At 50.1% G+C, this 26,325-nt stretch carries 17 protein-coding genes and 2 pseudogenes; 15 read left to right on the top strand and 4 right to left on the bottom strand.

Annotation, left to right across the window (positions count from 1 at the left end; translation table 11 throughout):
- Positions 1 to 80: 80 nt before the first annotated feature.
- Positions 81 to 1,937 (bottom strand): acyl-CoA dehydrogenase, encoded by a 1,857-nt coding sequence (locus tag G499_RS0113165; protein WP_027000336.1) that lies wholly within the window; start codon positions 1,935 to 1,937, stop codon positions 81 to 83.
- Positions 1,938 to 2,208: 271 nt separating this feature from the next.
- On the opposite strand from G499_RS0113165, the gene G499_RS0113160 reads away from it, so the two are divergent.
- From G499_RS0113160 to G499_RS0113140, 5 genes are all read left to right on the top strand, one after another.
- Positions 2,209 to 3,042 carry a formate dehydrogenase accessory sulfurtransferase FdhD gene (locus G499_RS0113160; protein WP_027000335.1) on the top strand — a complete coding sequence of 278 codons (834 nt, stop codon included), beginning with the start codon at positions 2,209 to 2,211 and terminating at the stop codon, positions 3,040 to 3,042.
- Positions 3,043 to 3,206: 164 nt separating this feature from the next.
- The gene (gene porZ / locus G499_RS0113155; protein ID WP_027000334.1) at positions 3,207 to 5,525 is read left to right on the top strand and encodes a type IX secretion system anionic LPS delivery protein PorZ; all 2,319 of its coding nucleotides are present in this window, start codon (positions 3,207 to 3,209) and stop codon (positions 5,523 to 5,525) included.
- A 137-nt stretch (positions 5,526 to 5,662) separates the two neighbouring features.
- Positions 5,663 to 7,225 carry a bacillithiol biosynthesis cysteine-adding enzyme BshC gene (gene bshC, locus G499_RS0113150; RefSeq protein ID WP_027000333.1) on the top strand — a complete coding sequence of 521 codons (1,563 nt, stop codon included), beginning with the start codon at positions 5,663 to 5,665 and terminating at the stop codon, positions 7,223 to 7,225.
- A 162-nt stretch (positions 7,226 to 7,387) separates the two neighbouring features.
- Positions 7,388 to 7,861 carry a hypothetical protein gene (locus tag G499_RS0113145; protein ID WP_051296239.1) on the top strand — a complete coding sequence of 158 codons (474 nt, stop codon included), beginning with the start codon at positions 7,388 to 7,390 and terminating at the stop codon, positions 7,859 to 7,861.
- A gap of 544 nt (positions 7,862 to 8,405) precedes the next feature.
- Positions 8,406 to 9,173 carry an NRDE family protein gene (locus tag G499_RS0113140; protein WP_027000331.1) on the top strand — a complete coding sequence of 256 codons (768 nt, stop codon included), beginning with the start codon at positions 8,406 to 8,408 and terminating at the stop codon, positions 9,171 to 9,173.
- Between the two features lie 210 nt (positions 9,174 to 9,383).
- Here G499_RS0113140 and G499_RS22555 read toward each other — a convergent pair.
- The 3 genes and pseudogenes from G499_RS22555 to G499_RS0113125 form a co-directional block, all read right to left on the bottom strand.
- Positions 9,384 to 9,772, bottom strand: a pseudogene (locus G499_RS22555) (hypothetical protein).
- 116 nt (positions 9,773 to 9,888) lie between these two features.
- Complete coding sequence (locus G499_RS0113130) at positions 9,889 to 12,150, bottom strand: NADP-dependent malic enzyme (protein ID WP_027000329.1); 2,262 nt, start codon at positions 12,148 to 12,150, stop codon at positions 9,889 to 9,891.
- A gap of 243 nt (positions 12,151 to 12,393) precedes the next feature.
- Positions 12,394 to 13,509, bottom strand: a complete 1,116-nt coding sequence (locus G499_RS0113125; RefSeq protein WP_027000328.1) for a DUF4837 family protein — start codon at positions 13,507 to 13,509, stop codon at positions 12,394 to 12,396.
- A 183-nt stretch (positions 13,510 to 13,692) separates the two neighbouring features.
- On the opposite strand from G499_RS0113125, the gene G499_RS0113120 reads away from it, so the two are divergent.
- From G499_RS0113120 to G499_RS22550, 10 genes and pseudogenes are all read left to right on the top strand, one after another.
- Entirely contained in the window at positions 13,693 to 16,347 is a 2,655-nt protein-coding gene (locus G499_RS0113120) for a leucine-rich repeat domain-containing protein (protein WP_027000327.1), read from the top strand.
- A gap of 114 nt (positions 16,348 to 16,461) precedes the next feature.
- Complete coding sequence (locus tag G499_RS0113115; protein ID WP_051296238.1) at positions 16,462 to 17,346, top strand: ABC transporter permease; 885 nt, start codon at positions 16,462 to 16,464, stop codon at positions 17,344 to 17,346.
- 152 nt (positions 17,347 to 17,498) lie between these two features.
- Positions 17,499 to 18,119 (top strand): TetR/AcrR family transcriptional regulator, encoded by a 621-nt coding sequence (locus G499_RS0113110; RefSeq protein WP_027000325.1) that lies wholly within the window; start codon positions 17,499 to 17,501, stop codon positions 18,117 to 18,119.
- Between the two features lie 60 nt (positions 18,120 to 18,179).
- A complete protein-coding gene (locus tag G499_RS0113105; protein ID WP_027000324.1) occupies positions 18,180 to 19,535 on the top strand; it encodes a TolC family protein in 1,356 nt (451 codons plus the stop codon).
- Complete coding sequence (locus G499_RS0113100) at positions 19,528 to 20,577, top strand: efflux RND transporter periplasmic adaptor subunit (RefSeq protein WP_027000323.1); 1,050 nt, start codon at positions 19,528 to 19,530, stop codon at positions 20,575 to 20,577. Before G499_RS0113105 ends, G499_RS0113100 begins: the two co-directional genes overlap by 8 nt.
- Before the next feature lie 8 nt (positions 20,578 to 20,585).
- Positions 20,586 to 23,648 (top strand): efflux RND transporter permease subunit, encoded by a 3,063-nt coding sequence (locus tag G499_RS0113095; RefSeq protein WP_027000322.1) that lies wholly within the window; start codon positions 20,586 to 20,588, stop codon positions 23,646 to 23,648.
- A 164-nt stretch (positions 23,649 to 23,812) separates the two neighbouring features.
- On the top strand, positions 23,813 to 24,241 hold the full coding sequence (locus G499_RS0113090; RefSeq protein WP_027000321.1) for a DUF2147 domain-containing protein: 429 nt from the start codon (positions 23,813 to 23,815) through the stop codon (positions 24,239 to 24,241).
- Positions 24,242 to 24,432: 191 nt separating this feature from the next.
- Positions 24,433 to 25,215 carry an SDR family NAD(P)-dependent oxidoreductase gene (locus G499_RS0113085; RefSeq protein WP_035727373.1) on the top strand — a complete coding sequence of 261 codons (783 nt, stop codon included), beginning with the start codon at positions 24,433 to 24,435 and terminating at the stop codon, positions 25,213 to 25,215.
- Between the two features lie 26 nt (positions 25,216 to 25,241).
- Positions 25,242 to 26,030 (top strand): hypothetical protein, encoded by a 789-nt coding sequence (locus tag G499_RS0113080; protein ID WP_027000319.1) that lies wholly within the window; start codon positions 25,242 to 25,244, stop codon positions 26,028 to 26,030.
- 172 nt (positions 26,031 to 26,202) lie between these two features.
- Positions 26,203 to 26,283, top strand: a pseudogene (locus G499_RS22550) (hypothetical protein); the annotation flags it as partial.
- Positions 26,284 to 26,325 lie beyond the last annotated feature (42 nt).

Raw genomic sequence — 26,325 nt, 5'->3', positions numbered from 1 at the left:
GCATCAAAAACCCTTGATAATCAAGCATATAAAATTCTTACATCCAATGAATCTTGGTGTTTTTTACACCTGATTGGCTTTTAGTCTTCAAACCACTCGCCTTGCATTGCTATTGTTACAAAATTTTGTTGGCGAAGTCGCTGATGCAAGCCGGCAGTTTTGGGCAGCTCATAGGCAAAGAAATAACGCATTGTTTGGAGCTTACCCTCGTAAAAAGCCAGCTTTTTGGCCGTCGGGCGGATGAGTGTAGCCGTATTGCCATTGGCGGCAGTAGCGTTGTTTTCTTCTGGATGTAAGACTGTTTGGCAGCAAAGTCCTTGTTTGAGCCACTGCCATGCGATGGCGATGATGCCTGTTAGTTCCAGATAGAGGGTTGCATCCGCCAAAAACGCCTCCGTTTGCCCTTGTTGTGCTAGGGTAAGCAGCTGCTTGGTGGTGGTTTGGAGCTCTTGGAGGGCGGTTTGGAGCTGATCGGCCTCGGCCTTGAGGGCTGTGTGTTCGGCGGCAGCTTGGATGGTAGCCTGCACTTCTGACAAAAACAAGCCAAAAGCCTGCCCCTGCTTCATCGTAACCTTACGGCCTAGCAGGTCGAGACCGTGGATACCCGTCGTGCCCTCGTGGATGGGGTGTATGCGGGCCTCACGGTAATACTGCTCGACTGGAAAGTCGCGGCAATAGCCTGCACCGCCTAAGCACTGTACCGCTGCACTGGTACTTTGCACACCCATTTCGGAGGGATAGGTTTTGGCGATGGGGGTCAAGAAATCTAGCAAAAGCTCGTATTTTTCGCGCACAGCGTGATCGGGATGCGCCTTGGCTAGGTCGGCATAATAGCTTGCTTGTAGCAGTAGTGCCAGCGACCCATCTACCACTGCCCGCTGGAACAGCAACATTCGCTTTACATCGGCGTGTTGGATGATAGGGACTTGAGGCTGCGAGAGGTCTTTGTTATCAATCTTACGCCCCTGTGGACGCTCCATCGCATAGGCCAGCGAAGCATAATAGGCCGCCGAGGCAATCCCCGCTGCATTCATTCCCACCCCTATGCGGGCTTCGTTCATCATCTTGAACATATACATCAGCCCTTGGTGTTCTTCGCCCACTAGATACCCGTGGCAATCCTCACGCTCGCCCATTTGGAGGTGGGCAATGGGTGCGCCTTTGTAGCCCATTTTGTGGTATACGCCAATGGTTTGCAAGTCGTTGGGCTGGAGTTGCCCTTGGGCATCGAATCGTTTTTGGGGCACTACAAAAAGCGAAATGCCTTTTACTCCCACAGGAGCCCCCTTGATTCGCGCCAGCATCAGATGGATGACATTGTCGCAAGCATCGTGATCGCCACAAGAGATATAAATTTTCTGCCCCTGAATGCGGTATGTGCCATCGCCGGCGGCTGTGGCCGTGGTGGTAATGTCCGATAGCGAGCTGCCCGCATTGGGCTCTGTCAGGGCCATTGTGCCCTGCCATTCTCCTGAAAACATCTTGGGTAAGTAGGTCTTTTGTAGCGCCTCACTGCCGAAGCTCTTGATAAGTCCGGCAGCGCCTGTAGTCAAAAACGGATAGACGCTGGCCGAATAGTTGGCCGCATTGAAGACAAACCCTGCTGCAGAGTTGATTGTAATGGGGAGTTGCATCCCCCCGTCATCATAATCGAATATGGCCGAAATCCACCCTGCATCGGCCATTTGTTTGACCACTTCGCGCATCTTGGGGTGTACCCGTATTTTGCCGTCTACCAGTTGTGGCTCGTCCCTGTCCATTTCCTCGTGAATGGGTTTGAGGTAGGCATCACAGAGCTCAAAAGCTGTATCGAGCAGCATCGTGAAGGTTTCGGGGGAGTGCTCCTCATAAGCCGGCAGCCGGCATAATTCGGTGATTGAGAGTACCTCATTGAGCAAAAACTGAAGGTTTTGGGCGCTTGCATATTTCTGAGCCATCGTAAAATTTGTTTTTAGTGGTTAGTTACTATTTCCTGATTATCAGGCCAATGTTTTGGCATACACAAATACGTTGGTAACCATAGGGCACTTGGGTAGTTGTTCGCACCTGAAATCAGTGATTTTGAACTGTGTTGAGTAAATATAGCATTTTTTTTGTGATACATTAGGTCTGTTGGCCAAATAAAGTAGTGAAGCCCTTGATAATGAGTTGGAATTGTCCTACTTTTACTCAACAAAACCAAGCCCCTACCCCAATCAGAACAACCCCATGAAAACAAGCTCCACTACGGCTGAAAAAGTTGTAGCCAATCAGCTACAATCTCCAGATCAAGAGCTACTTACACAAGAGGCTCCGCTAGAAATACGGCTACACTATGGTGCCCCCTCCGACAGACGTGTATTTATATTTTCGACCCTGATGCGCACCCCCGGCAACGATTTTGAGCTGGCAGTAGGGTTTCTATATACAGTGGGGGGGATTAGCCGCTACCAAGATATTGTCAAGATGTACCATGACGACAACCCCAAAAGCGAAGGCGAGCGCGGTAATGTGTTGTGGGTGGAGCTGGCTCATCATTTTAATTTTGACCCTGCGAACTTTCAACAAAAACGCTACAAAAATGCCTCTCTGGGTATCAATCCGGCAGCTGCCATTGCTGAAGCCTTGCAAAAAAGCCCACAAAGAGTTCCTCCCCCTATTCCTATTTTTAAAACCCAACAAATTCACCAGTTGTTGGCTAACTTGCGCAAAGCACAGACCCACCTTCAGTTCAAAGCAGTCGCCTTATTTGAACATTCAGGCTCTCTGACACTTATTAAAGAAGACTACAACCTCATCAATGCCATCCACAAACTCATCGGTATTGTACTGACCCAAAACCTGTTGCCCTTGCAACACCACATCTTGGTGGTCAATGCCAATATTGATTTTGATGTAATGCAAAAAATCTTGACACTAGGCGTTCCAGTGGTGGCTGGTGTTGGCAACCCCACAAGCTTGGCTTATCACCTAGCCACAGATGCCGGCATCACGATGCTCAGCTTTACGGATGGCGGCTCTTTTGCTGTGTATACAGGTAAAAAACGCCTCTCTTTTCAATAACCCTGTTAATGAGTACAGCCTTGTCTGATCCTTCTTACATGTCTTTAGGTCTTCACACACTCCCCAGAGGGGGCTGCCTAAGCCGTCGATTTGGTCTCAAATTTTTGCATTCCTACAGGTCAACCTGTAAGCCAAATTTACCAAGCCCTCGTTTTTGTATCAAAATGATATGCCTGCTTACCCCCAAGCTCCAGCTTTGGAGCTGCTTTTCCAAAAACGCTCAGTGGTATGGTGCTGGTCTGCACGTTTGGATCTTGCTCGGTCTTTTGATGTATTTGTCTGCTTTGAGGGCTTACGCTCAATTACAGCCGGTGGGTACTTGGCGGACTTATCCTGCCTACCAAGAAGCACAACTCATTAGCGGCACACCGACCTTTGTGTATGTTGCCTCCCAAAACGGGCTTTTTCGCTACGACCGCCAAGAGCAAAGCTTAGAGCCGCTCAGCAACCTACTGGCGCTTTCTGACAACCGCTTTACCCTGCTACAAGCCACCGGTCAAGCATCCGAAGATCTGCTCATAGGCTATGTCAATGGAGCCATAGACCTTTGGCAGCAAAATCGATTGTATGCGCTCAGTGCGTTGGCACAAGCCGAGCTGACGGGCAGCAAACAACTCTACCAAGCTGCGGTGGATGGGCAAACGGCCTATCTTGCCTCTGAGGCAGGGGTGGTAATCCTTGATTTACGCCGCCGCCAAGTGCGCGAAATTTATCGCAACCTAGGCATCAATGCCTCTGTGTTGCCCACACGTGGCATAGCCCTTTGGCAAGACAGCCTTTTCATCGCCACCCCACAGGGGGTACAGCGTGCGGCCTTGCGCAGCAACCTCAATTTACAAGACTTCAGCGTCTGGCAGCGCAGCGCCGCCGGTAGCCTGCCACTGCCAGTAGGGCAGTTGGCCGTATGGCAAGATACCCTTTATGCAGCCACCCCACAAGGTATCTGGCGCTATGCCCGGGGGCAGTGGCAACAGCGTTGGCCTTGGCCTACACAGCGCTTGCACAGCCGCAATGGTCAGCTCATCGCCCTTACAGCCAATGGTGTGTACCGTATCCAGCTCGGGCAGGCTCCTGTATTGGTGCAGGCTACCAATATCACTACACCACAAGATGCTTGGCTTGATGACCAAGGACAGCTGTGGCTGGCCGATGCTACCCGAGGACTGCTCGTTCCGCAAGGCCAGACTTGGCAAGCCCGCAGCCCCAATGGCCCGGCAAGGCAGGCGGCCTTCCGGCTGCGCCAAGGGGCAGACAGTGTTTGGGTGCTCAATGGCGGCTTTGGCAACAACGGCCAAGCCCTCAATCGCCCCGCCAATATAGCGCTATATGCCCAAGGGCAATGGCGCAACCTTAACGCTGCACAAGGCAATTTTTTACCCTCCACCCAAGACCCTGCCGATGCGGTGTACCTTTCCAACAGCCGGACTTGGTGGTTGGGCACGATGGGAGACGGTTTGTTACGCCGCAGCCCCGACGGCCAGTGGGTAAGGCTAACCAACAGCGGGCTGCCACAGGCCAACGGTCAAATCAACGTAACGGCCTTAGCCGCTACAAGCCAAGGCGAGCTATGGGTACAGGCGCTCAACCCCCAAGGCGGGGCAACACTCTTCCGCTTTCCGACAGACAACGGCAGCCCCCAAGCCTATTTTGCCCCCAATAACGCCCTTCGACAAGCCAGCGATGTGTTTGTCAGCCGCAACGGATTGGTGTACGTATGGAACCGACAAAGCCCTGAGGGAGGGCTATGGGTGCTGGATCCACGTACCAACGACAGCCGTGTACTCAATGCCTTCCCCGGCACCGGAGAACTCCCCTCGGCACAAGTACTGAGCCTCGCCCAAGACCTCGAAGGCCAACTTTGGATAGGTACTAGCAACGGAGTGGCGGTGATTGCTTCGGAGCGCAACGTGTTTGTGCCTGACTTCCGGGTCATTCGTCCGGTATTTGACAGCCGGCCCTTGCTGCGCTTTGAGTCGGTGTTGGCCATTGCCGTAGACGGAGGCAACCGTAAATGGATGGGTACACGCAACGGCCTTTGGGCCTTCAACCCAGCCGGTACTGCGCTCGAAGCCCGATTTGATACGCAAAATAGCCCCTTGCGTAGCGATACCATCACCTCTCTCGCTTGGCAAGGCCGCAGTGGTGAGCTAATCGTAGCCACACCCCAAGGGCTTTGGGGATACCGAACAGACGCTAGCGCCGCACCGGTAACGGTCAGCACACTGCACATTTTCCCCAATCCGGTACGCTCCGATTTTAGTGGCCTTGTCGCTATAGAAGGCTTTGCACGCAACTCAGAAGTACGCATTACGGATATCGCCGGGCGCTTGGTTTACCGAACCCAAGCCCAAGGCGGCACAGCTACCTGGCCGCTGACCGATGCCCAAGGCCGTCGCCCACCCGCCGGGGTTTATCTGGTGTTTGGCTCCCTGCCCGACGGCCAGGAGGCCTTGGTAGGCAAAATCGCCATCACAGGAGACTAGGCGCGCTCGGCTAGCGCATTCTTGATATAAGACTTGGTGCGAAACTTATCACCCAAGGTGCTTGTTAGGGTATATGTTTAAACACCGATATCGCCTTTTTATTTTATTCATCATTGCTATCTCCCCTGCTCATTCTTATGGACATTCACTGTATGCCTCTATCGGCCACCAATGCTTTTTCTGGTTTGGTGTTGGACTATCTCCAAGCGCGCCCCGAGCTGCGCGATTTTTATGGTCATCTACCTACAGAAGCCGGCTTTGAAGCCCAGATAGAAGCGAAAAAAAATTTTCCTGCATCGCATCGACAAGTGCTGTATGAGGTGCTTTGTAAGCAATATGAGGGGATAGCCGATGCACCTATGGACAATATTGAGGCGCTTCGCGAAGCCAACACCTTTACTGTTACGACCGGCCATCAGCTTTGCCTCATGACAGGGCCGGCTTATTTTGTCTACAAAATCGTCAGTACCATTCGTTTGGCCGAGCGCCTACAAGCGCGCTACCCACAGTACCGTTTCGTACCCATATATTGGATGGCTACGGAAGACCACGATTTTGCCGAAATCAATCATTTCCACCTCTTTGGGCAGCGCTACGAATGGCAACGAGAAGCCACCGGGGCAGTAGGTAGGCTTTCGACCCAAGGGCTGGCCGAGCTGTTGGCCACCTTACCCGATTTGCCGCCGGAATATGCGGCTCCTTATTTGGAAAGCCAAAACTTAGCCGAAGCCACACGCAAGCTCGTACACACATTGTTCAAACCTTGGGGATTGGTTTGCTTGGATGGCGATGAGGCAGCCCTAAAGCGCCTGTTTGCCCCAATGATGTGGGAAGATATGCACCAACATCACGCCAACAATGCTGTGAACCAAAGCTCCGAAGCGCTGCAAGCACTTGGATACAAAGCACAGGTGTATCCTCGTAAGGTCAATTTTTTCTATCTTGAGCAAGGGCTTCGGGAGCGGATCGAGTCCCAGCCCGACGGAAGCTATCAAGTGCTCAACACCAATCTCCACTGGTCTGCCGACCAACTCCAAAGCCTGATTGAGCAACACCCGGAGCGCTTTAGTCCCAATGTGGTGATGCGCCCGCTATACCAAGAGCATATTCTGCCCAACCTAGGTTATATCGGGGGACCCGGCGAGCTGGCCTACTGGTTACAGCTGAAAGCGATGTTTGCACATTATCAAACACCATTCCCCATCCTGATGCCCCGTAATTTTGCAACTTATATCAACAAAACCCACAGCAAACGCCTTCAAAAACTTGGCCTCAGCCCTACAGCCTTGTTTGGAGAGTGGCATCAGGTCAAGCAGCATTTTCTAGAAAAAGAAGCCGCCGTCTCCTTGGCACTTGACCAAGAGCAGGGCTTGTTGCACCAATTGTTTGACCAACTAGTGCAAAAGGGCAAAGCCCTAGATCCTTCGCTTGAAGGTTGGTTGCGCGCCGAAGAACAAAAGGCGCAAAAGAACTTAGAAAATATAAAAAAACGCTTCAAAAAAACAGAAGAGCGCAAGGCCGAAACCAGCCTAAATCAACTCCAAACACTGTATGACAAACTCTTCCCCAATGGCGGCCTACAAGAGCGCTACGATAATTTTCTCAATTTTTGTATCAATAATCCCGATTTCCTCGTTATGTTGATGCAGCAATTAGACCCCTATCGAATGGAGATGTATTTGTTGCAAGAGCCGAACTAAGGCCTGAAATATCTACGTCGAAAAATTTTCGGGGATTATTTTGAGAAAAAACCTATATTTGTGATTATTGTATCGAGTTTGCTTACTTACCTCAACATTTAGCCATATCTTGTAAACGATTGTTGTTTGTATTTTTTGCATCAACATAACACCAACATAACTATGATGATTCTAAACTTATCTGCCGCCCTGCTTTTTTCGCTTTTGAGCTTTATCAGCCCTGCCCATAGCGAAGCTCCACAAGCCAGTTTAGCAGAAGCTACCTGCAATGCCAAGCCCTACATCGACTTTTGCATCAGCAAGCTACCCCAAGGGTACACTTTTTTGAAGAGCTACCCTATCAATGGAGAGAATGGAGCTAAAAAAATGGTGCGCTTCAGCTATGTGTTTAGTAAAGGAATGAACTATTTCATCCGCATAGCCAACAATACCGACGATACAGCTCCCAATGGTGTGTTTTTGCGTTTGAAAGATTCTAGCCAAAAAGAAGTAGCCAGTACGCTATCAGGCGGCGGTAAAGAATACCTCAAAGGCTTGGCATATACTTGCAACACAACCGGTATCTATTATTTGGAATACCACTTTGACAAAACCAACAACTACTGCGCTGGCGGTGTTTTGGCTTTCAAACGATAATTAAAAGTTTGACAGTGGTTTTGTACCCTTTGGTGGCTATAGGCTTTCAAAGGGTTTTTTATTGATTTTGTAGCAAGACCGTTCTACACACTGCTGGATATTTGTAGAAAAATAGTGTGTGGTAGCGCCGCCGCTTCACTTCAACAGAGGGCGTTCTTTGGTACAAAAATACAGCTTTTGTAAATTTGTCCTACGCTTCAGAATCCCAAGGTTTTATACCAAGGTTCTCAAGATTTGGGGACTTACAGGGTTTGATTTTCTTGATTCTCAAGGATTCTCGGCACATACACTCTCCAACCCAATGTTGATTGGGTATAAGCGTTTGTTACGCCACTGGACATTTTTCAAACCCCACTATGGGCTAAGCCTCATTTTACCCCCCCCCCAAAAAAAAATGATCCCTCAGTCTGTCTTGGAGCTGAAGCCCCGAGCTACTCTTTCAAAAATATCCAGTAGCGTTACAGTTCTACGAATTGTTGAGACGAAGCCGTGCAGGATACTGCTTGCTAAATGTTGAGATTGAAAATACAAAAATTACTAGCCAATGTGTTTGATTGTTTTTGCGCGCCAGCGCCACCCCCAATACCCCCTGATATTGGTCAGCAATCGAGATGAGTTTTATGCCCGCCCTACCCAAACGGCTCACTATTGGCCAGATACTGAGCCGGTTATTGTGGCAGGCAAAGACCTACAAGCTGGGGGTACTTGGCTGGGCGCTCGTGCTGATGGGTACTGGACGGCCATCACCAACTATAGGGATTTGCAAAATATCAAACCCAATGCGCCTTCAAGAGGCGACTTGACCGCCAACTACTTGCGCCTTACCCACCCACAGCCTCAACAATACCTACAAGCACTGTCTTCTCAAGCGCAGCAGTATAACGGCTTCAATTTGTTGGTTAGTGATGGGGAAGATATTTTTTATTTATCCAATTATGCTCAAGAAGTACGGCGGTTGCCTATGCAGGGTGTTTTTGGCCTGAGCAATCACCTACTCGATACCCCTTGGCACAAAGTAGCACGGGCTAAAGCCTTGCTCGAACAACAGCTCAACCAAGGAGACTGTAGCCCTGATAGTTTGCTAGATATGTTTCGAGATACCCAATTGCCTAGCCAAGAGACCGATATCCAACAAACTGGGCTGCCCTTGGACAAAGAGCGGATGCTTGCGCCAATGTTTATCCAAAGCCCAGACTATGGCACCACCATCTCTACGGTGTTGTTGCAAGATACTGCTGGGCGATTGACCTTGGTAGAACGCAGCTATCAACGAGAAACTGGCCAATACAGCCAACAATACTTCAAGCTATGATGTGCGTATCGACCAAAGTGTTCCAAAGCCAAGGCTGACGCTTTTGCCTAAATCTATATGGTATCGAATGCTTGAAGACCTACCCCTTTTAGCCGGACAATATGTGGCGCTTGGTAATCGAGTAGGGCTACTTTCAGTTCTTCTTCTACCCATCAATCAAGCCCCTTGGCAAAGGCCAGTAGATGTCCAACAAGCTTGTGTTCTAAAAAACTAATGCGTTCTTTGACCGAAGCAAGGGCGTTGAACTCGGCGTGATTTTTTTGGTAATGGGTAGCCAGTTGCGAATTTGGTATGGGGTGTCGTTGTTCCGGTTGTTTGCAGTGTCCATTGTTGCATATCGAGCTTATGAATGCTCATAGGGACGCGGCGTTCGTCGATACGGATATGCCAGTTGCGCTTTTCAAAAAACTTATGGATTTCATCCACTCCTTCTCCCAAACATACCAAGGATGGGTGTTTAGCACCTTGTACTGTACCAAAGGATAGGCATAATGGTAGCGCTGGTCATCTAGGTGATTGTGAAAAAGCAGGGTGTCTTGTTGGCCTACCTTGTGGATAATGGCTCCTCGAAAAGCTGGTATTTCACGAGATAACAGCACTGCACCGAACTGTATCTTGAGTAATTTGAGCGTTTTCACAGTTGTCGGGTGTTGAGGCTTTTTGGTCAGAGACAAACAAGCCCTCGCTACTTGAGGCTTCGCGAGGGCTGTTGTTTTTATTTGAGGCGCTGTGCCTGTACGACGGCCACCGCCACCATATTGACGATTTCGCGTACTGAGCTGCCCAATTGCAACACGTGTACGGGTTTGCGCAAGCCCATTACAATAGGGCCTATGGCCTCTGTGCCAAATACTTGCAGCATTTTGTAGGTAATATTACCGGCAGAGAGATTGGGGAAAATAAGCGTATTAACCCCCTTTTCGGCCAAGGGGCTGAAGGGGTAGTTGTCCTTGAGCAGCTGTTGATCGAGGGCTACATTGGGCTGTAGCTCTCCATCGATGAGCAAATCAGGATAACGCTCTTGGGCAAGGGCTGTCGCTGCCTGCATCTTGCTCGCGTCTTCGCCTTCGGCAGAGCCAAAGTTGGAGTAAGAAAGCGTGGCGATACGTGGCTCGAAGCCAAAGAAGCGCACAGACTCCGCAGTCAGACCAATGATTTCGACGATTTCCTCTGCACTCGGGTTTTGGTTGATGGTCGTATCGGCCAGAAACAGAGGCTCATTGTCTTTGACAAGGATATACATTCCGGCCAACTTTTCGGCCTTGGGGTGTACGCCTATCACCTCTAAGGCTGGACGAATGACCTTGGGGTAGTGTTTGGTAAGGCCCGAAAGAAACACATCCGCCTCTCCCCTATCGACCATTGCGCAGCCAAAGTAGTTGCGGTCACGCATGAGCTTTTGGGCATCATAGAGGGTAATGCCACGGCGTTGGCGGCGTTGATAGAGGTTTTGGGCATAATCAGCACAGCGCTCGGGCAAGGTCAGCGGGTCGAAGATAGGGCAGTCGCTCAGTTCGAGCATATTTTCCTCTATCAACGCTCTGATACGGGCCTCATTGCCTAGCAAGATGGGTTCGGCGATGCCTTGGTCGCGTACGATTTGGGCAGCACGGAGAATTTTGATGTTGTCGGCTTCGCCAAATACCACACGCTTGGGTGATTTTTTGGCAGTTTCGATTAAGCGCCCTGTGAGGCGTTGCTCTATTCCGATGCGTTTTTGGAGCTCTAGCTCGTAGGCCGCCCAGTCGGTGATGGGGGCTTTGGCTACGCCTGACTCCATTGCAGCCTTGGCTACCGCAGGCGAGATGGTAGTGATGAGACGAGGGTCTAATGGCTTGGGTATCAAGTAATTAACCCCGAATTGCAGGGCTTGATCTCCGTAGGCTTGACTGACAGCATCGGGCACGGGCTGCTTGGCCAGCTCTGCAATGGCACGGACAGCGGCGAGTTTCATTGCCTCGTTGATGGTAGTGGCGCGTACGTCCAGCGCCCCTCGAAAGATATAGGGGAAGCCCAGTACGTTGTTTACTTGGTTGGGATGGTCGGAGCGTCCTGTAGCCATAATAATATCATTGCGAGTAGCCATCGCCAGCTCATACTCGATTTCGGGGTCGGGGTTGGCAAGGGCAAACACGATGGGCTTGTCGGCCATTTTGCGCAACATCTCGGGGGTAAAGATATTGGCTTTGGAGAGACCCAAGAACATATCGGCACCTTCGATGGCCTGCTCTAGGGTTTCGATGTTGAGGTCGCGGGCATAACGCGATTTGTATTCGTCGAGGTCGGTGCGCTTGGTGGTCAATACGCCACGGCTATCGAGCATAATAAGGTTTTCGCGGCGCACCCCAAGGTCTATATACAGGTTAGAACAGGCGATGGCTGAAGCCCCTGCGCCATTGACCACGACTTTGATGTCTTCTATTTTTTTGCCCACCAATTCGAGCGCATTGAGCAAAGCCGCGCCTGAGATGATGGCCGTGCCGTGTTGGTCATCGTGCATAATGGGGATATTCATCTCTTTACGCAGGGTTTGCTCTATGAGAAAAGATTCGGGGGCTTTGATGTCTTCGAGGTTGATGCCGCCAAAGGTTGGCTCAAGGGATTTGACAATGCGGATAAACTCCTGTGGGTCTTCGCAGTCGATTTCGATATCGAACACATCGATGCCGGCAAATTTTTTGAACAACACACCCTTGCCTTCCATCACAGGTTTGGAGGCCAAAGCGCCAATATTCCCCAAACCAAGAACAGCGGTGCCATTGGAGATAACGGCTACCAAATTGCCCTTGGCCGTATAGCGGTAGGCATCTTCGGGGTTTTCAGCGATGGCCTTACACGGCTCTGCCACACCGGGCGAATACGCCAAGGCAAGATCGAGTTGGGAGGTGAGCGCCTTGGTAGGCGTAACCTCTATTTTGCCGGGCTGCCCTTGTTCGTGGTAGCTCAGCGCATCTTCTTTACGGACTTTAATAGCCATAGAGTCAGGTGTTTAGTTGGTTCTTGTATTGTAAATGTACTTTTTTGTTGTTTGTTGTTGTGATGGTAGGTTTGAAATAGCCTAAGCTTTTTTGGTTTGGGTATATGCATACGCAAGCGGCTTAGGGGCACCCGAGTGCGAAAGTGCACAGGATACGGGTATAGCCCTCAGTACGAGGAGTACGGTCGCCTAGCCTTACGCTTGCGCAGGGAGGGGAAGCCCCCAAAACTTCGACATATGCAGCTAGGAAGCTTTTTGAGCTTGCTCTTGGAGCACAAAGGTACGTATAATGGTTTCTAACTCTACAATATGGGCACGTTTGTCTTCGCCGGGCGCATCGATAAAGCCCTCAATGTAGTAGAGTTCCTTGTTGCTTTTGTCTACCATAAGATAGCCCAAGAATGGACCTCCCCTCGATTGGTTTTTGAGTAGCCAAAGTCCTCTATACTCGACTGCGTAAAGGCCGTTGAAATTGAGTTTGGTAGCTTCGACCTCCATATTATCGTTTTCGGTGATGATATAAGAATCGGGCAAGATGGCGCGCTTACCATCATTAAAATACTGAAAACCAAGAGAGTCACGCAGGCTCACAAACTGCTCTAGCTCAAACACCTTGGGGTTATTGTAGGGCAGGCGTACGATGAAGATGCTCTTGTCGACGCGCTGTTCGAGGAAGCGTAGCCAGATGAAGTTTTCTTCATTTTTGACAAGCTTGTAAGCCATCGGTACACGTAGGGCAAAGGGGTGGTGGTTGGTGATGAACTTACCGAGCTTCTTGTTCTCTTGGGCACTGTACATTTTGGTGCCTACACGCTCCCGCTCCAAGTCGTGAAAGTGTTGGCGGAGGCGGTTTTGGTATTGGCGAATGTTATTGGCTAGCTGCTCTTGGGTGGGGCTGTAAACGAATAGCGCTTGTTGGCCGTTGGCATAGAGATTTTTGCTCAAAGACATAAACTGCGTTGGGTCTTTTTTAGCGGCCTCAATAGTTTCGGGTTTGAGGCGCGCAAGGTTACGCCTGTTTTCGGTGCTTTTGTTGTCAAAGCTAGTCAAAAACAGTACATTATGATGTAGTTTGAGAAAGCTTTGAAGCGCCGAAGGATAGATGTGTATGAGCTTGAAACGGTTTTCGGGCTGCGGCAGACCGGGGATAATATCATAGAGCGCCTCACGTAGGGCTTCGCCGGGGCGGCCTGTCCAAGTAAGGCTGTCAGCCACCACGACAATCTCGTGAAAGCCACCACGACTTTCGATACTGAGCGTGTTCTTCTCACGGTTTTGCTCGTTGCGTTTGCAGCTCGACAAGACCCCCGCCAAGCATAATGAGGCAAACAACAACAGGAAATAAGGGGCTCTTTTCATAAGAGGGTTTTTGTGAAAAATAAGACAGCAAGAGGTGATTTGTTGTGTGCAAGTTAAAAAAGTTAGGGCAAAAGACCAGAGTACGGCGCACTCTTGTTTGATAATTGGGCTTAAAAGCCTTACCTTTGGGTACATCTACCAGCCTTATAGTAGCGCACTTTCCAACCTACCCCTCAGGTTTTTATGGAACAACACCCCACTGTGGCCGTTCTTGCAGCAGCGCTTTCCGATACCCATACCTTGGTTTATACGCGTAAAGATTGTCGTAGCCTGCCCGAAGAGTTGGGCAGCTTACAGGGGCTGAGGCTGCTCAATGTGAGCTATAACCGCCTGAAGACTTTGCCCGAAAGCTTGGGGGCGCTGCTCGAACTCGAATCGCTTGATATCAGTAATAATTATTTCAGAAACCATCTGCCGGCAGTTGTTTATAGGCTGGAGCGGCTACGGGTATTGGATGTGCGATTCAATAAAATCCGGCAGCTCAGCGAAGATATTGTTCAGTTGCAAGCTTTGGAATCTATCAATCTGCGCTCCAATGAACTGGTAGAGCTACCTCAGGCCTTGGGGCATCTGCCGGAGTTGCGGGCTATCGACTTACAAGGCAACCACCTGCTCGACCTTTCTCAGATGTGTTTGGTATTGGCCTCCCTGCCTCAGGCTTTCAGCCTTGATTTATCCAACTGTCATATCCAACAATTGCCCGATGAGTTTAAGCGCCTGCGCAACTTGTCACACCTTAACCTCAGCCACAACACTTCGCTCGATGTTGAGCACAGTATTGAGCTGCTGTCCCAACTACCTCAGCTGCGCTCCCTCGACCTACACAATACCTGCAAAAGCCTGCCTCTCAACATCGCCAAACTGAGGGCTTTGGAAACACTGCGGTTTGACCAATTTGGTGCCCATACCGATGAAGTGGCCAAGCTCCCTAGACTCAAACACCTGATTGCGGACCACTGCGGTTTTCAGCAGTTGCCCGAATGGGTTTGTAGGCTTGAAACACTCGAAACACTGGACTTGTCACACAACCAACTACGCCATCTGCCCGACAGCCTACGCCACTGTAGCCAGTTGCGGAGGTTGAATCTTGCACATAACTTATTTGAGGAGCTGCCCCGTTGCCTGATGTACCTCCCCTTGGTGTTGGAGGGGCTCTCCCTTGATGACAACAAACCCCTGAACGTACGGGTACACAAGCGTTTTTTGAATAAACTCTATCGTATGGCTGATAATCGTCCGGCGCTCCGACAGTGGGCTTTTGCCCTCTGGATGGGTAACTTGGAGATTGAGCACCTGCCCCCGTTGACTTGCGCGGACTTATTGCCACTGATGGACTTGGACTTTCCCTATTTTCAGGCAGGGTTGGATTGGCTCGGCCACCTGATACAACCGCCTACCCCTTGGCCCACACCCGATAGCGGCGCAGTCTTGTATGTGGTCGGGCAATTCAGGCGTTTTTCGGCCAAGGCTCTCAAACAATTCCTCAAACAACAGGGCTACACCCTCAGCCACCAACTCAGCCCCAAGGTTACTCACGTCTTGGCCGGCGGGCGTGTCAGTGCTACCATACAAGAGGCACTCTACAAAATGCCACATTTGCCCATATTCTTAGAATATCGCATTACCAAGGCCATTGACCAAGCTGGTTTTTGGCAACCCTTAGACGATAATGCTTCTGAGAAAATTCAGGCTTTCTTTGACAGTAACCAAGCTGTCAACATCCGTATTGGCCTACAGCTCTTACAGCCCTATAGGCTCCCCTCAAAACGCTGCCTCGATGTACTGACCTATACGTTCTTCAGCAACGACCCACTGATTCGTAAGGAGGCGCTAAAGCTTTTTTGGCGTTGTTATGATGCCGAAACGCAGTATCAGCTGATGGGCTACTTCAATGCCAGCAAACAACAAAATAAGGCTTTTCAGCGTGCCGGGCGCAGAAGCCTGATGGAGTGGGTCTTGAGGGAAGCTCAGCTCGACTCTCTCTACTTTGTAGAACGGCTCTACCAAGTAGCTCATTGGGGGGGAGATTATATCCTACATGTCGGGGGGCGGTTTTTTGACAAGGTACTCCAAGACAAAACCGCCCAAAGTTATGAAGGAACGCTGTTTTTGCAGGCAATAGAATATCCACTGGCCGAAGAAATGCGGGCACATCCCCAAATCACAAGGTTGGAGATTCTGGGAGGCAAGCCCGAAGCTGTACTCGCCCCCCAAGGCCCTGTATTCAGCCTACCCAACCTGACATACCTTCGCATAGAGGGCAATGAGTTTAAAGATGTGCCCGAACAAATAGGCCAACTACAAGGGCTCAACAAACTCCGGATTGCTGAAACTCAGCTAACGCATTTGCCCCAAAATATCTTACAACTCGCAAGCCTAGAGGAGTTGAGTATTTATAATAACCAACTGGCGCATTTGCCCCAAAATATAGGGCAATTGTCTCAACTACGGATGATTTGGGCTTTTTCGAACCAACTCCAAGCGCTGCCCTCAAGTATTGGGCAACTACACAAGCTACAACGCCTACAACTTGACTGGAACCAGCTCCAAAGTCTGCCCGAAGAGATAGGCGAGCTCTCACAATTAGTATATCTACAGTTGAGTTGGAATCAGCTGTCGACCCTGCCCGAAAGCATCGGCCAGCTCCAATACCTAGAGGAACTCACCCTACTGGGAAACCCCATCCAGCAGCTGCCCCAAAGTTTATTACAGCTCAAATCGCTGCGCTTGTTAGAGCTAAGCCGCGAAATACCAATGCCACTCGAAGAACGTAAAGCTTGGCTAAAAGCCTTTGAAACACACCTACCTCAGTGTAAGCTGACCTTTCGGTTGGTTTAGGCTTTGTTTTTTGGTTGAAAGACCTACCCCAAAATCAAAAATGTCGGTTTTGAGCTTCATACTGCAAAATTTGCCCAAGCTCTTATATCTTTGTGGTCTGATACTTTATAGGATATGCAACATACCGATACCTCTCCCCAAGCCGAAGTCTTGCCCTCAGAGCAAGGCTGGACTGAAGTCATCGCCCCACACGCCCCTTGGTGGGATCTGCGCTTGGGCGAGCTGTGGCGCTACCGCGATTTGATACTGCTCTTCGTCTGGCGCGACTTTGTATCGGTATACAAACAGACTATCCTCGGACCACTCTGGCATATCATCCAGCCCCTGACCACGACCGTGGTGTTTGTGGTAGTATTTGGCAATATTGCCGGGCTATCGACGGATGGGCAACCGGCCTTTTTGTTTTATATGGCCGGGGTTACGATTTGGAACTACTTTGCGGGCTGCCTCAACCGCACTTCCAGCACCTTTGTAGACAATGCTGCTATCTTCGGAAAAGTATACTTCCCTCGGATGGCCGTGCCTCTTGCCAATGTTATTTCGGGCTTGTTGGCCTTCGGTATTCAACTAGGCGTTTTTCTGTGTTTGTATGCCTTTTTTGCGCTGCGCGGTGAAGCATTGCAGCCCAATTGGTGGCTGCTGACCCTGCCTTACTTGGTGTTGATGATGGCCTTGCTAGGGCTGGGCTTGGGGATTCTGATTTCGTCCCTCACGACCAAATACCGTGATCTGACCCAGCTAGTAGGGTTTGGTGTGCAGCTATTGATGTATGCTACGCCAGTCATCTACCCAATGTCTTCGCTCTCGCCACGCTGGCAACAGGTAATGGCCTTCAACCCTATCGCCCCTATTGTAGAAGCCTTTCGGTATGCCTTTCTGGGCACGGGTGTGTTCAACGCCTCTATGTTGTTCTACAATGCTGTGGTTACGGTGGTCATACTGCTCCTCAGCCTCGTGCTTTTCAACCGAGTAGAGCGTAATTTTATGGATACGGTGTAAGCCCCACCTCCTTTGGCTATACTCCAATGATTCTTCCATCCTGTTTAATCACTTGATTTACAGTATTTTAAAATCCATATTAAAAATAAACAAGCCTTTTTTGTTAAATTTTGAACACTGTTCATTATTTTTGCGTTATAACCTCAAATACTATGGGAACAGCCGAGCGCAAGAACAGAGAAAAGGCCGAATTGAGGGGGCTTATTTTAAAGGCTGCAAGAGACCTCTTCGTGCAGAAAGGCATAGAGCAAACAACAATCCGCAAGATTGCCACCGCGATTGATTATAGCGTTGGGACGGTTTATGTCTATTTTAAGGACAAAAATGACATACTGCACGCATTACATACACAGGGGTTTGGCCAACTTGGCAATGAGATGCGGACTTTGCATACCATCGCCGAGCCGATGGAGCGTTTGATTGCGCTAGGGAAGGTATACATCAAGTTTGCGCTGGAAAACCCGGATATGTATGAGTTGATGTTTAGCCTCCGAGCACCTATCGAGTTTTTGGAGTCTTCTCACAAAGAGTGCTGGAATGAGGGCAAGGCCACTTTTGATGTCCTGCGGACAAACGTGGCACAGTGTCTTGAGGCAGGTTATTTTAAGGGGCAGGCGCTGGAGCCGCTTTCTTTTGCCATCTGGAGTATGGTACACGGGATGGCCTCGCTGCATATCAGCCAACGCACCAGAGGAGTCAATCTTATGGAGCCGGAAGTGATTATCAATCAAGCCTATGAGGCTTTTGTCCTGATGATTCGGGAGCAAATATAGGGTACGCTATATTTTTTTAATCAAAAATTGAACATCGTTCAAATTTTAAACACAATTCAAATGAGAACACTCATCTCCACCTTGGTTTTTTGGATGTGGCTGATTCAGGGCTATGGTCAAGGCCTGCTTGAGCAGTATGTCGAGGAAGCGCTGGCCAACAACCAAAGCATTGCCCAGCAGCAGTTTGCCTTAGAGCAAAGTATGTATGCGCTACAAGAGGCCAAGACCTTGTTTTTGCCACGGGTCAGTTTTCTGACCAACTACTTCTTGGCCGGCGGGGGGCGTACGGTAGATTTTCCTGCCGGCGATTTGCTCAACCCGACCTACAATACGCTCAACCAATTGACACAAAGCAGTAATTTTCCGCAGCTCGAAAATCAAAGCATTCTGCTGAATCCCCACAACTTTTATGATGCCCGATTTCGCACGACCATACCGCTCCTCAACCAAGAGATTGGCCATAATCAGCGGATCAAAAACCATCAGGTTTCGCTTCAGCAGTTAGAGGTAGACTTGTACAAGCGGGAGTTGGTAAAGGAGGTAAAAACGGCTTATTTCCGCTACTTGCAAGCACTCGGTGCCATTCGGATATACGAAGAGGCACTCATACTGGCGCAGCGCAACAAGGCCGTCAATGAGTCTTTATTCAAAAATGGCAAGGCCAACCGTACGGCGCTCATCAGTGCAGAGCACGAGCTGGTGAAGTTGCACGCCCAAGCAGCTACCGCTACCGACAATGCCCGCAATGCGCAGGCTTATTTCAACTTTTTGCTCAACCGTCCTCTGGAGGCCGAAATTGTCAGTGAGCAAGCCTATACCGAGGTAGCGTCTTTGCCCAATACAGCGCTTGACCTTGGGGGCAGGGAGGAGTTGCGCAAACTGCGGATTGCACGAGAGATCAATTCTGAAATGGCGGGCTTGGTCAAGTCGGAGCAAGCGCCCAAACTCAGTGCCTTTTTGGATCTTGGCTCACAGGGCTTTGATTGGCAGCTCAACAACAAGACGGTATACTACTTTTTTGGGGTTTCGCTGGAGTGGAACATCTTCAGCTTTAGGGAGCACAAACACAAAACCAAGCAGCTCAAGATAGCGCAGCAGTCGCTGGTAGCACAAAACGACTATGTCGAGCAGCAACTCCAACTCCAACGCCTCACCACGACCAATGCGTACAACACCGCTCTGGCACAATACCGCGCCAACAAGAGTATGCAGGAGTATTTGTCGAAATACTGCGACGACCTCTTCAAAATGTACAAAGAGGGGCAAGTGCTTTTTATTGAGCTGCTGGAGGCACAACATCAGCTCATACAGGCAGAAATACAACTCAGCATCACCTTGTTTGACACACACATTCAGGCGGCTGAGGTAGAAAGGGTAAACTCAGGATATCAACTAAATCAACACAACAATGACTAGAGTAAACTTTTGGTGCGGCCTGTTGTTCATCGGGCTTGTATCCTTGGCGGCGTGCAATGCCAAAAACAAGGCTTCCGGCCTCACAGAGGGCGAGGTCATCGCGGTCAAAACGCACCCCATTGCGGTGGCCAATGGCAAGGCGGTATTGGTGGCCACGGGCATCTTGTCTACCCAAAATCAGGCGAACTACAGCTTCAAAATCGGAGGGGTGATTGACCGAATTTTGGTGGAAGAGGGGCAGGCGTTTGGCCGGGGGCAATTGCTGGCTACGCTCAAGCTGACAGAAGTGTCGTCGGGGGAGGTGCAGGCGCAGCTGGCTTTAGAAAAAGCCCACCGCGACCACCAACGGGTTAAAAACCTCTATGCCGATAGTGTGGCGACCTTGGAGCAACTCCAAAATACCCAAACAGCTCTGGAGATAGCCAAAAAGCAGCTCGAAGCCGTGTCGTTCAACAGGCAATACGCCTACATCTATGCGGCCAATAGCGGGTTTGTGCGTAAAAAATTGGCCAGCAAAGGAGAGGTCGTCAGTGGGGGGATGCCCGTGTTGGCCATCAACGAAAGCCGCTCACAAGACTGGGACTTCAGAGTCGGGCTGTCGGACAGGGAGTGGGCTTTGGTAGAGATAGGCAATCCTTGTAAAGTAGTGTTAGATGCCTTTCCTGATAAAGTTTTTGAGGGAGAGGTATTCAGAAAATCGCCCGCCGCAGAGCAAGGCACGGGTTCTTTTCAGGTAGAAATAAAAATCAATACCGCCAATATCAAACCTGCCCTCGGGATGTTTGGCAAAGCAAGCATCGCCACCAACCGAAGCAGCGAGTACATCACCATTCCTTATGATGCGCTCATAGAAGCCGATGGCAAAAACGCCTTTGTGTTTGTGCCCATTGACCAAAAGCGCGTCCGCAAGCAGGCAATCCAAATAGAGAGCTTTGACAACGAACAGGTACGCGTCCGCTCCGGGCTCGAAGGAGTCAGGGAGGTGGTACGCAGCAACTCCGCTTTTCTGAATGAGGACTCCCATATCAAAATCGTAAAGTAATACTACCAATGAATATCACCCAATTTTCAGTCAAAAACTATCAGTTCACCCTCGTGATGTTCTTGATGGTGGCCGTGGTAGGTTTGGTTACGATGCTGACGATGCCTAGGGCCGAAGACCCACAAATCAACCCGCCTACCTACCCCATCGTGGTGGTGTATCCGGGCACTAGCCCCCAAGATATGGAAGAGCTGGTTGTAAAGCCTATCGAAAACAAAATCTATGAGCTGGAAAATATCGACCGCATCGTTACGGTCATCGAAGATGGGATTGCCATCATCCGGGCGGAGTTTAAGTATGGGGTCAATGTAGACAACAAATACCAAGAGGTCGTGCGGGAGGTCAATGTCCTGCAAAACGAGCTACCCGAAGATATTTTCAGCATCGAAATCCGAAAGGTAGACCCAAGTGATGTCAACATCTTGCAGGTGGCCTTGGTGAGCGAAAATGCCTCTTACCGACAGCTGAAAAAGGAAGCCGAAAACCTCAAAAACCAACTCGAAAAAGTAGTGGACTTGAAAAAAGTCAAGGTTTCGGGCGTGCCCGACGAGGAGGTCAGGATCGATTTACAATTGGATAAATTGGCCGAATACAACATCCCCCTCAACACCGTCTTGGGCAGCATTCAGAGCGAGGCCCTCAACATCCCCGGCGGCAGCCTGACGGCCAACACCAAGACCTTCAATGTCAAAACAAGTGGGAAGTTTGACAACATCGACCAAATCGCCAACATTGTTGTCAGCAGTGCCAACGGCAAGGCTATCCTCTTGCAAGAAGTCGCGACGATAGATTTTAGAAATGCGCAAGAGAAACACCTCACCCGCCTCAACGGCAGGCGCTGTGTGTTGGTCAATGCCGCCCAAAAAGTAGGCAGCAATATCGCAAGCACCCAAGCCAAGTATGAGCCGATTGTGGCCAATTTTGAAACCACACTGCCCCCCAACATCAAACTCTACAAACATTTTGACCAAGCCGACAATGTAGCCAAAAGACTATCGGGTTTGGGAACAGATTTTATGATTGCCATCGTGCTGGTGCTCTTTACGCTCGCCCCCTTGGGCTTTCGCGCCTCCTTGGTGGTGATGATTGCCATTCCGCTCTCGCTGGCCTTGGGCTTGGTAGGGTTAAATGCCTTTGGCATCTCGCTCAACCAACTGAGTATTGTGGGCTTGGTGGTTTCGCTAGGGCTGCTGGTAGACGATAGCATTGTCGTGGTAGAAAACATAGAGCGCTGGCTACGAGATGGTTATGAACGTAAAGAGGCGGCCATCAAAGCCACGGCGCAGATTACCATTCCCGTATTGGGCACTACGGCCACACTCGTGATTGCCTTCCTGCCCTTGGTGTTTTTGCCCGGCGGGCCGGGCGAATTTGTGAGAGGATTACCCTTGGCCGTTATTACAAGTGTAATGGCTTCGAGCTTGGTCTCATTGACGTTAGTACCATTTTTGGCGAGTAATTTCTTGAAAGAGCACCAAAACCCCGAAGGCAATATCTTTTTGAGATTGCTCAAAGGCGCTATCGGGGCGACTTATTCCAAGGTGATGAAGGTGGCGCTCCGCAATCCTGTGTTCACCCTAGGGCTGGCTTTTGGGATGTTTGTCGGCTCCCTGGCTCTGTTTCCCGTGATTGGCTTCAAGCTGTTCCCTACGTCCGAAAAGCCTATTTTCTTGATGAATATCAAGATGCCTTTGCAGACAAGCCTGCAAGAAAGCAGCCGCATTGCCAAGATGGTAGAAGACAGCCTCAGCAAGCACCCGCTCATTACCCATTTTACGAGCAATGTGGGCAAGGGCAACCCACAGATATACTACAACGTACCGCAGCAAGAGGAAAAATTTGACTTCGCCCAAGTCTTCATACAACTTGCACAAGACACCAAGCCTGTAGCCAAAACACAGCTCATCAACAGCTTACGCACACAGTTTGCCGATTTTCCCTATGCCAAGGTCGAAGTCAAAGACTTTGAGCAAGGCCCACCCATAGAAGCCCCCATTTCTATCCGGGTGATAGGCGATAATTTGGACACCCTTCGGAATCTATCTTTTGAGGTAGAAAAAATTTTGAGAACCCACACAGGCTCACTCTATGTCAATAATGAGCTCAACACCCTCAAAACAGACATCAAAATCAACCTCAACCGAGAAAAAGCCCGTACGCTAGGGGTCTTTAGCGCCGAGGTAGACAAAACCATCCGCCTGGCCGTAGCAGGGCTACAAATGGGTACTTATACCGACCAAGAGGGCGAAGAATACAATATCACCGTCAATGGGCCGAAGGACAAATTTGCCACCCTTGCCTCACTAAACAATCTCTTTGTAAACAATGCCGTAGGCACGGCCATTCCCCTGAGCCAAATTGCAAGCATTGATTTTGAAACCTCCCCCACCAATATCAACCATTTCAACAAAAACCGCTTTGTCAAAATCACCTCCTCCACCCAAAAGGGGGTGCTGGCCAACGATGTGCTCAAAGAAGTCATCCCCCAACTAGATGCGCTCAATATGCCCAAAGGCTACAGCTACAAGCTGGCCGGCGAAGCAGAGAGCGAGGGCGATGCCTTCGGCGGCAGCTTTGTTACGGTGATTCTACTGACGTTATTTCTGTTCATTGCCGTCCTTATTCTGCAATTCAAGACCTTCAAAGGCATGCTGATTGTCCTGTCGGTCATTCCGCTTGGGGTTATTGGCGGGGTAAGCCTGCTCTGGCTTACCGGTAACCCGATGTCGTTCATTGCCATCATTGGCTTTATTGGTTTGGCCGGGATAGAAGTCAAAAACTCGATTCTCTTGGTAGACTTCACCAACCAACTCCGACAAGAGGGCGTAGCCCTCAACACCGCCATCGAGCAGGCCGGGGAGCTACGCTTTCTGCCCGTAGTGCTGACTTCGCTCACTGCTATTGGTGGTTTGATTCCGCTGGCTGTCAATCCTAATCCCCAAATTTCTCCCTTGGCGATTGTCTTGATTGGAGGCTTGATTAGCTCTACGATTCTCTCACGCATCGTAACCCCCGTAATGTACAAACTCATCCCCCCAAAAATCACACAGGCCGCGCCCCCGCTCGGGTAGGGGAGGACTGGCCTTGCAAGGGGGCGCAACAGAGGGCAAAAAAAGCACCATAGCGACAAAAACCAAAGATGTGTAATGGTGTAAGGGCACTCAAAATGCAGACAAGCGGGCAAAGAGCCATTCAGGACTTCAAACATTTTTTCAAACCAAATCTCATCACTATCATGAAACAGGCAATGTATGTATTTTTTATCGCCGTGTTGTTGGGCTTTCATTCGCTCCACGCGCAGTCAAACCCTGATGCCATTGTGGGCGAATGGGTCAACGAAGCAGGAGATGCCAAGTTTAAGATTTACAAGGCATCTAACTCGAAGTATTACGGCAAAGTGATTTGGGGAACAGGCGGTGAAAGCAAAGATGTCAATAACCCTGACCCCAAACTCAGAAGCCGTGAAGTAGTGGGTCTGGTGATTCTCAATAATTTTACCTTTGAGGGTAAAGACAAATGGGGCAGTGGCACTATCTACGACCCCAAAAATGGCAAGACCTACTCCTGTATGCTCACGCTCAAATCGGGCAACAAACTGGATGTGAGGGGCTATGTCGGGGTCTCGCTCTTCGGCAGAACCGAAACCTGGACAAAAATCAATTGATGTAGACACTCCTTATGGCGTGCAGACGCAAGGCATCCTGAAGGGATGGAATGTTTATAGAAATATTGTCGGGTTGGGTACGACCCCGACGGGGTCGGATGCCTAGCCTAGCGTTTGGCTATAAACAGTAGCGCTCTTATTTCGCGCATAGCGCTTTGTTTTGGTATTAAGTAGAAAAAATTAAACAAAAAATGAAAGAGTACATCTTAATCACTGGCGCCTCATCAGGCATAGGCTATGAAATGGCGCAACAACTTGCTGCAAAAAAATACCATCTGATTTTGGTGGCGAGAAGCGGCGACAAGCTCACCCAAATGCAAACAAACCTCAGCGCCCAACACGGGATAGAGGTGCGGGTGTTTGTGAAGGACTTGTCAGACACCGAGCAGGCGCTGGCACTCTACCAAGAGGTAAAGGAGGCGCAACTGGTGGTGAGCCATCTGGTAAACAACGCCGGATTTGGCGGCTATGGCCATTTTGTAGAAACCCCCCTGACACGGGAGCTGGAGATGATTCAGCTCAACATCAGCAGCCTAGTAGTACTGACCAAGCTCTTTGCGCAGGAGATGCTCAAGCGCCAAAATGGGCGGATTATGAACGTAGCCTCGCTGTTGTCGTTTTTGCCCTTTCCCTACTACTCGGTCTATTCGGCGACCAAGGCCTTTGTCTTGGCTTTTTCGGAGACGATTGCAGCCGAACTGAAGGGTTCGGGCGTGGTCGTAACGACCTTCTGCCCGGGAACAGTCGAAACACCTTTTCACACTCCCGAAATGCGGAAAACCAATGCGATGAGTGCCAACAAGCCGATGTCGGCGCAGGTGGTGGCCGCTATGGGTGTCAAACTCCTGCTCAAGGGTAAGGGCAAGAAGTTGGCTGGTTCGATGAACTGGTTCTTGTCGAACTTGCCCCGCGTAATGCCTGATTTTATGATGATGAACATCAAGAAAAATCTGGCGAGTATCAAAGACAATTAACCCTCAAACAGATTCCCCCTATCCCGATGAGTTACTTCCTGCTGACCCTCAAGCACCGCAATGAGGTGCTGTTTTACTACGGCTTGGTTTGTCTGGCCTTTGCGCTGGCCTGCCTAGTGGCTACCAAGACCACCCAAACGCAGCTCTATGGAGTCAATGCGTGGTACAAGCCCTTCAAGTTTGCGTTTTCGACCTTCCTGCTGGTGTGGGCGATAGCGTGGTATGTGTACCATCTGCCCCACTTCAACACCAGATTATTTAGTTGGTCGATGGTGGTGTTGTTGGGCTTTGAGATTGGCTACATCGCCTTACAGGCAAGCAAAGGCCAGCCCTCGCACTACAACAACAGTACGCCTTTGTATGCCTTGCTGTTTTCGTTGATGGCTTTGGCCGCCACCTTGGCCACGCTGTACATCGCCTATGTGGGCCTGTTGTTTATGTGGTACGACTTCCCGGCCTTGCCCAACCACTACGTCTGGGCCATCCGGCTGGGCATCTGGATTTTTGTTGTATTCGCTTTTGAGGGCTTTTTGATGGGCGGGCAGATGAGCCATACCGTAGGGCTTCAAAACGACAACTCCTCCCTCTGGATTGTAGGCTGGAGCAGACGCGCCGGAGACTTGCGTATAGCCCATTTTGTGGGGATGCACGCCATACAGTGCCTGCCCTTGTTGTCGTATTATGTCCTCAAAAACACCAAGCTCACCCTAGCGGCGGGGCTGCTCTATGCCCTGCTGGCCACATTCACCTTGGTGCAGGCACTGCAAGGCCGTCCATTATTGCCGGAGCGACAAAGCACCCAACAACCGCTGTAATGGTATGATTTTTTGCCACGGATGTGCGGATGTTTTTTCACTTAGCGTCCTTTGCGGTTAAATGCGTTTGCCACGGATGTGCGGATGTTGAAGACGGCTTGTAAAGACATAGCCTAGGGCAAATAGAGACGAGTGGTTCGATTGTGTCCATTGTTCTTCAACCCCCGATGGCAAGGTGCTTATCGGGGGAGATTTCACCACTTATAACGGTATTTGCCGCCCTCGAATTGCCCGAGCATTCTCTCTCGATTGACCTACACATCACTGGCCACTTTCCAAATCGCAGGGTTACAAC

Origin of the sequence: Eisenibacter elegans DSM 3317, from assembly GCF_000430505.1 — a bacterium.
Classification (GTDB): domain Bacteria; phylum Bacteroidota; class Bacteroidia; order Cytophagales; family Microscillaceae; genus Eisenibacter; species Eisenibacter elegans.
Note: the sequence above shows the minus strand (reverse complement) of the source record. Positions and strands in the feature narration are given on the sequence as shown.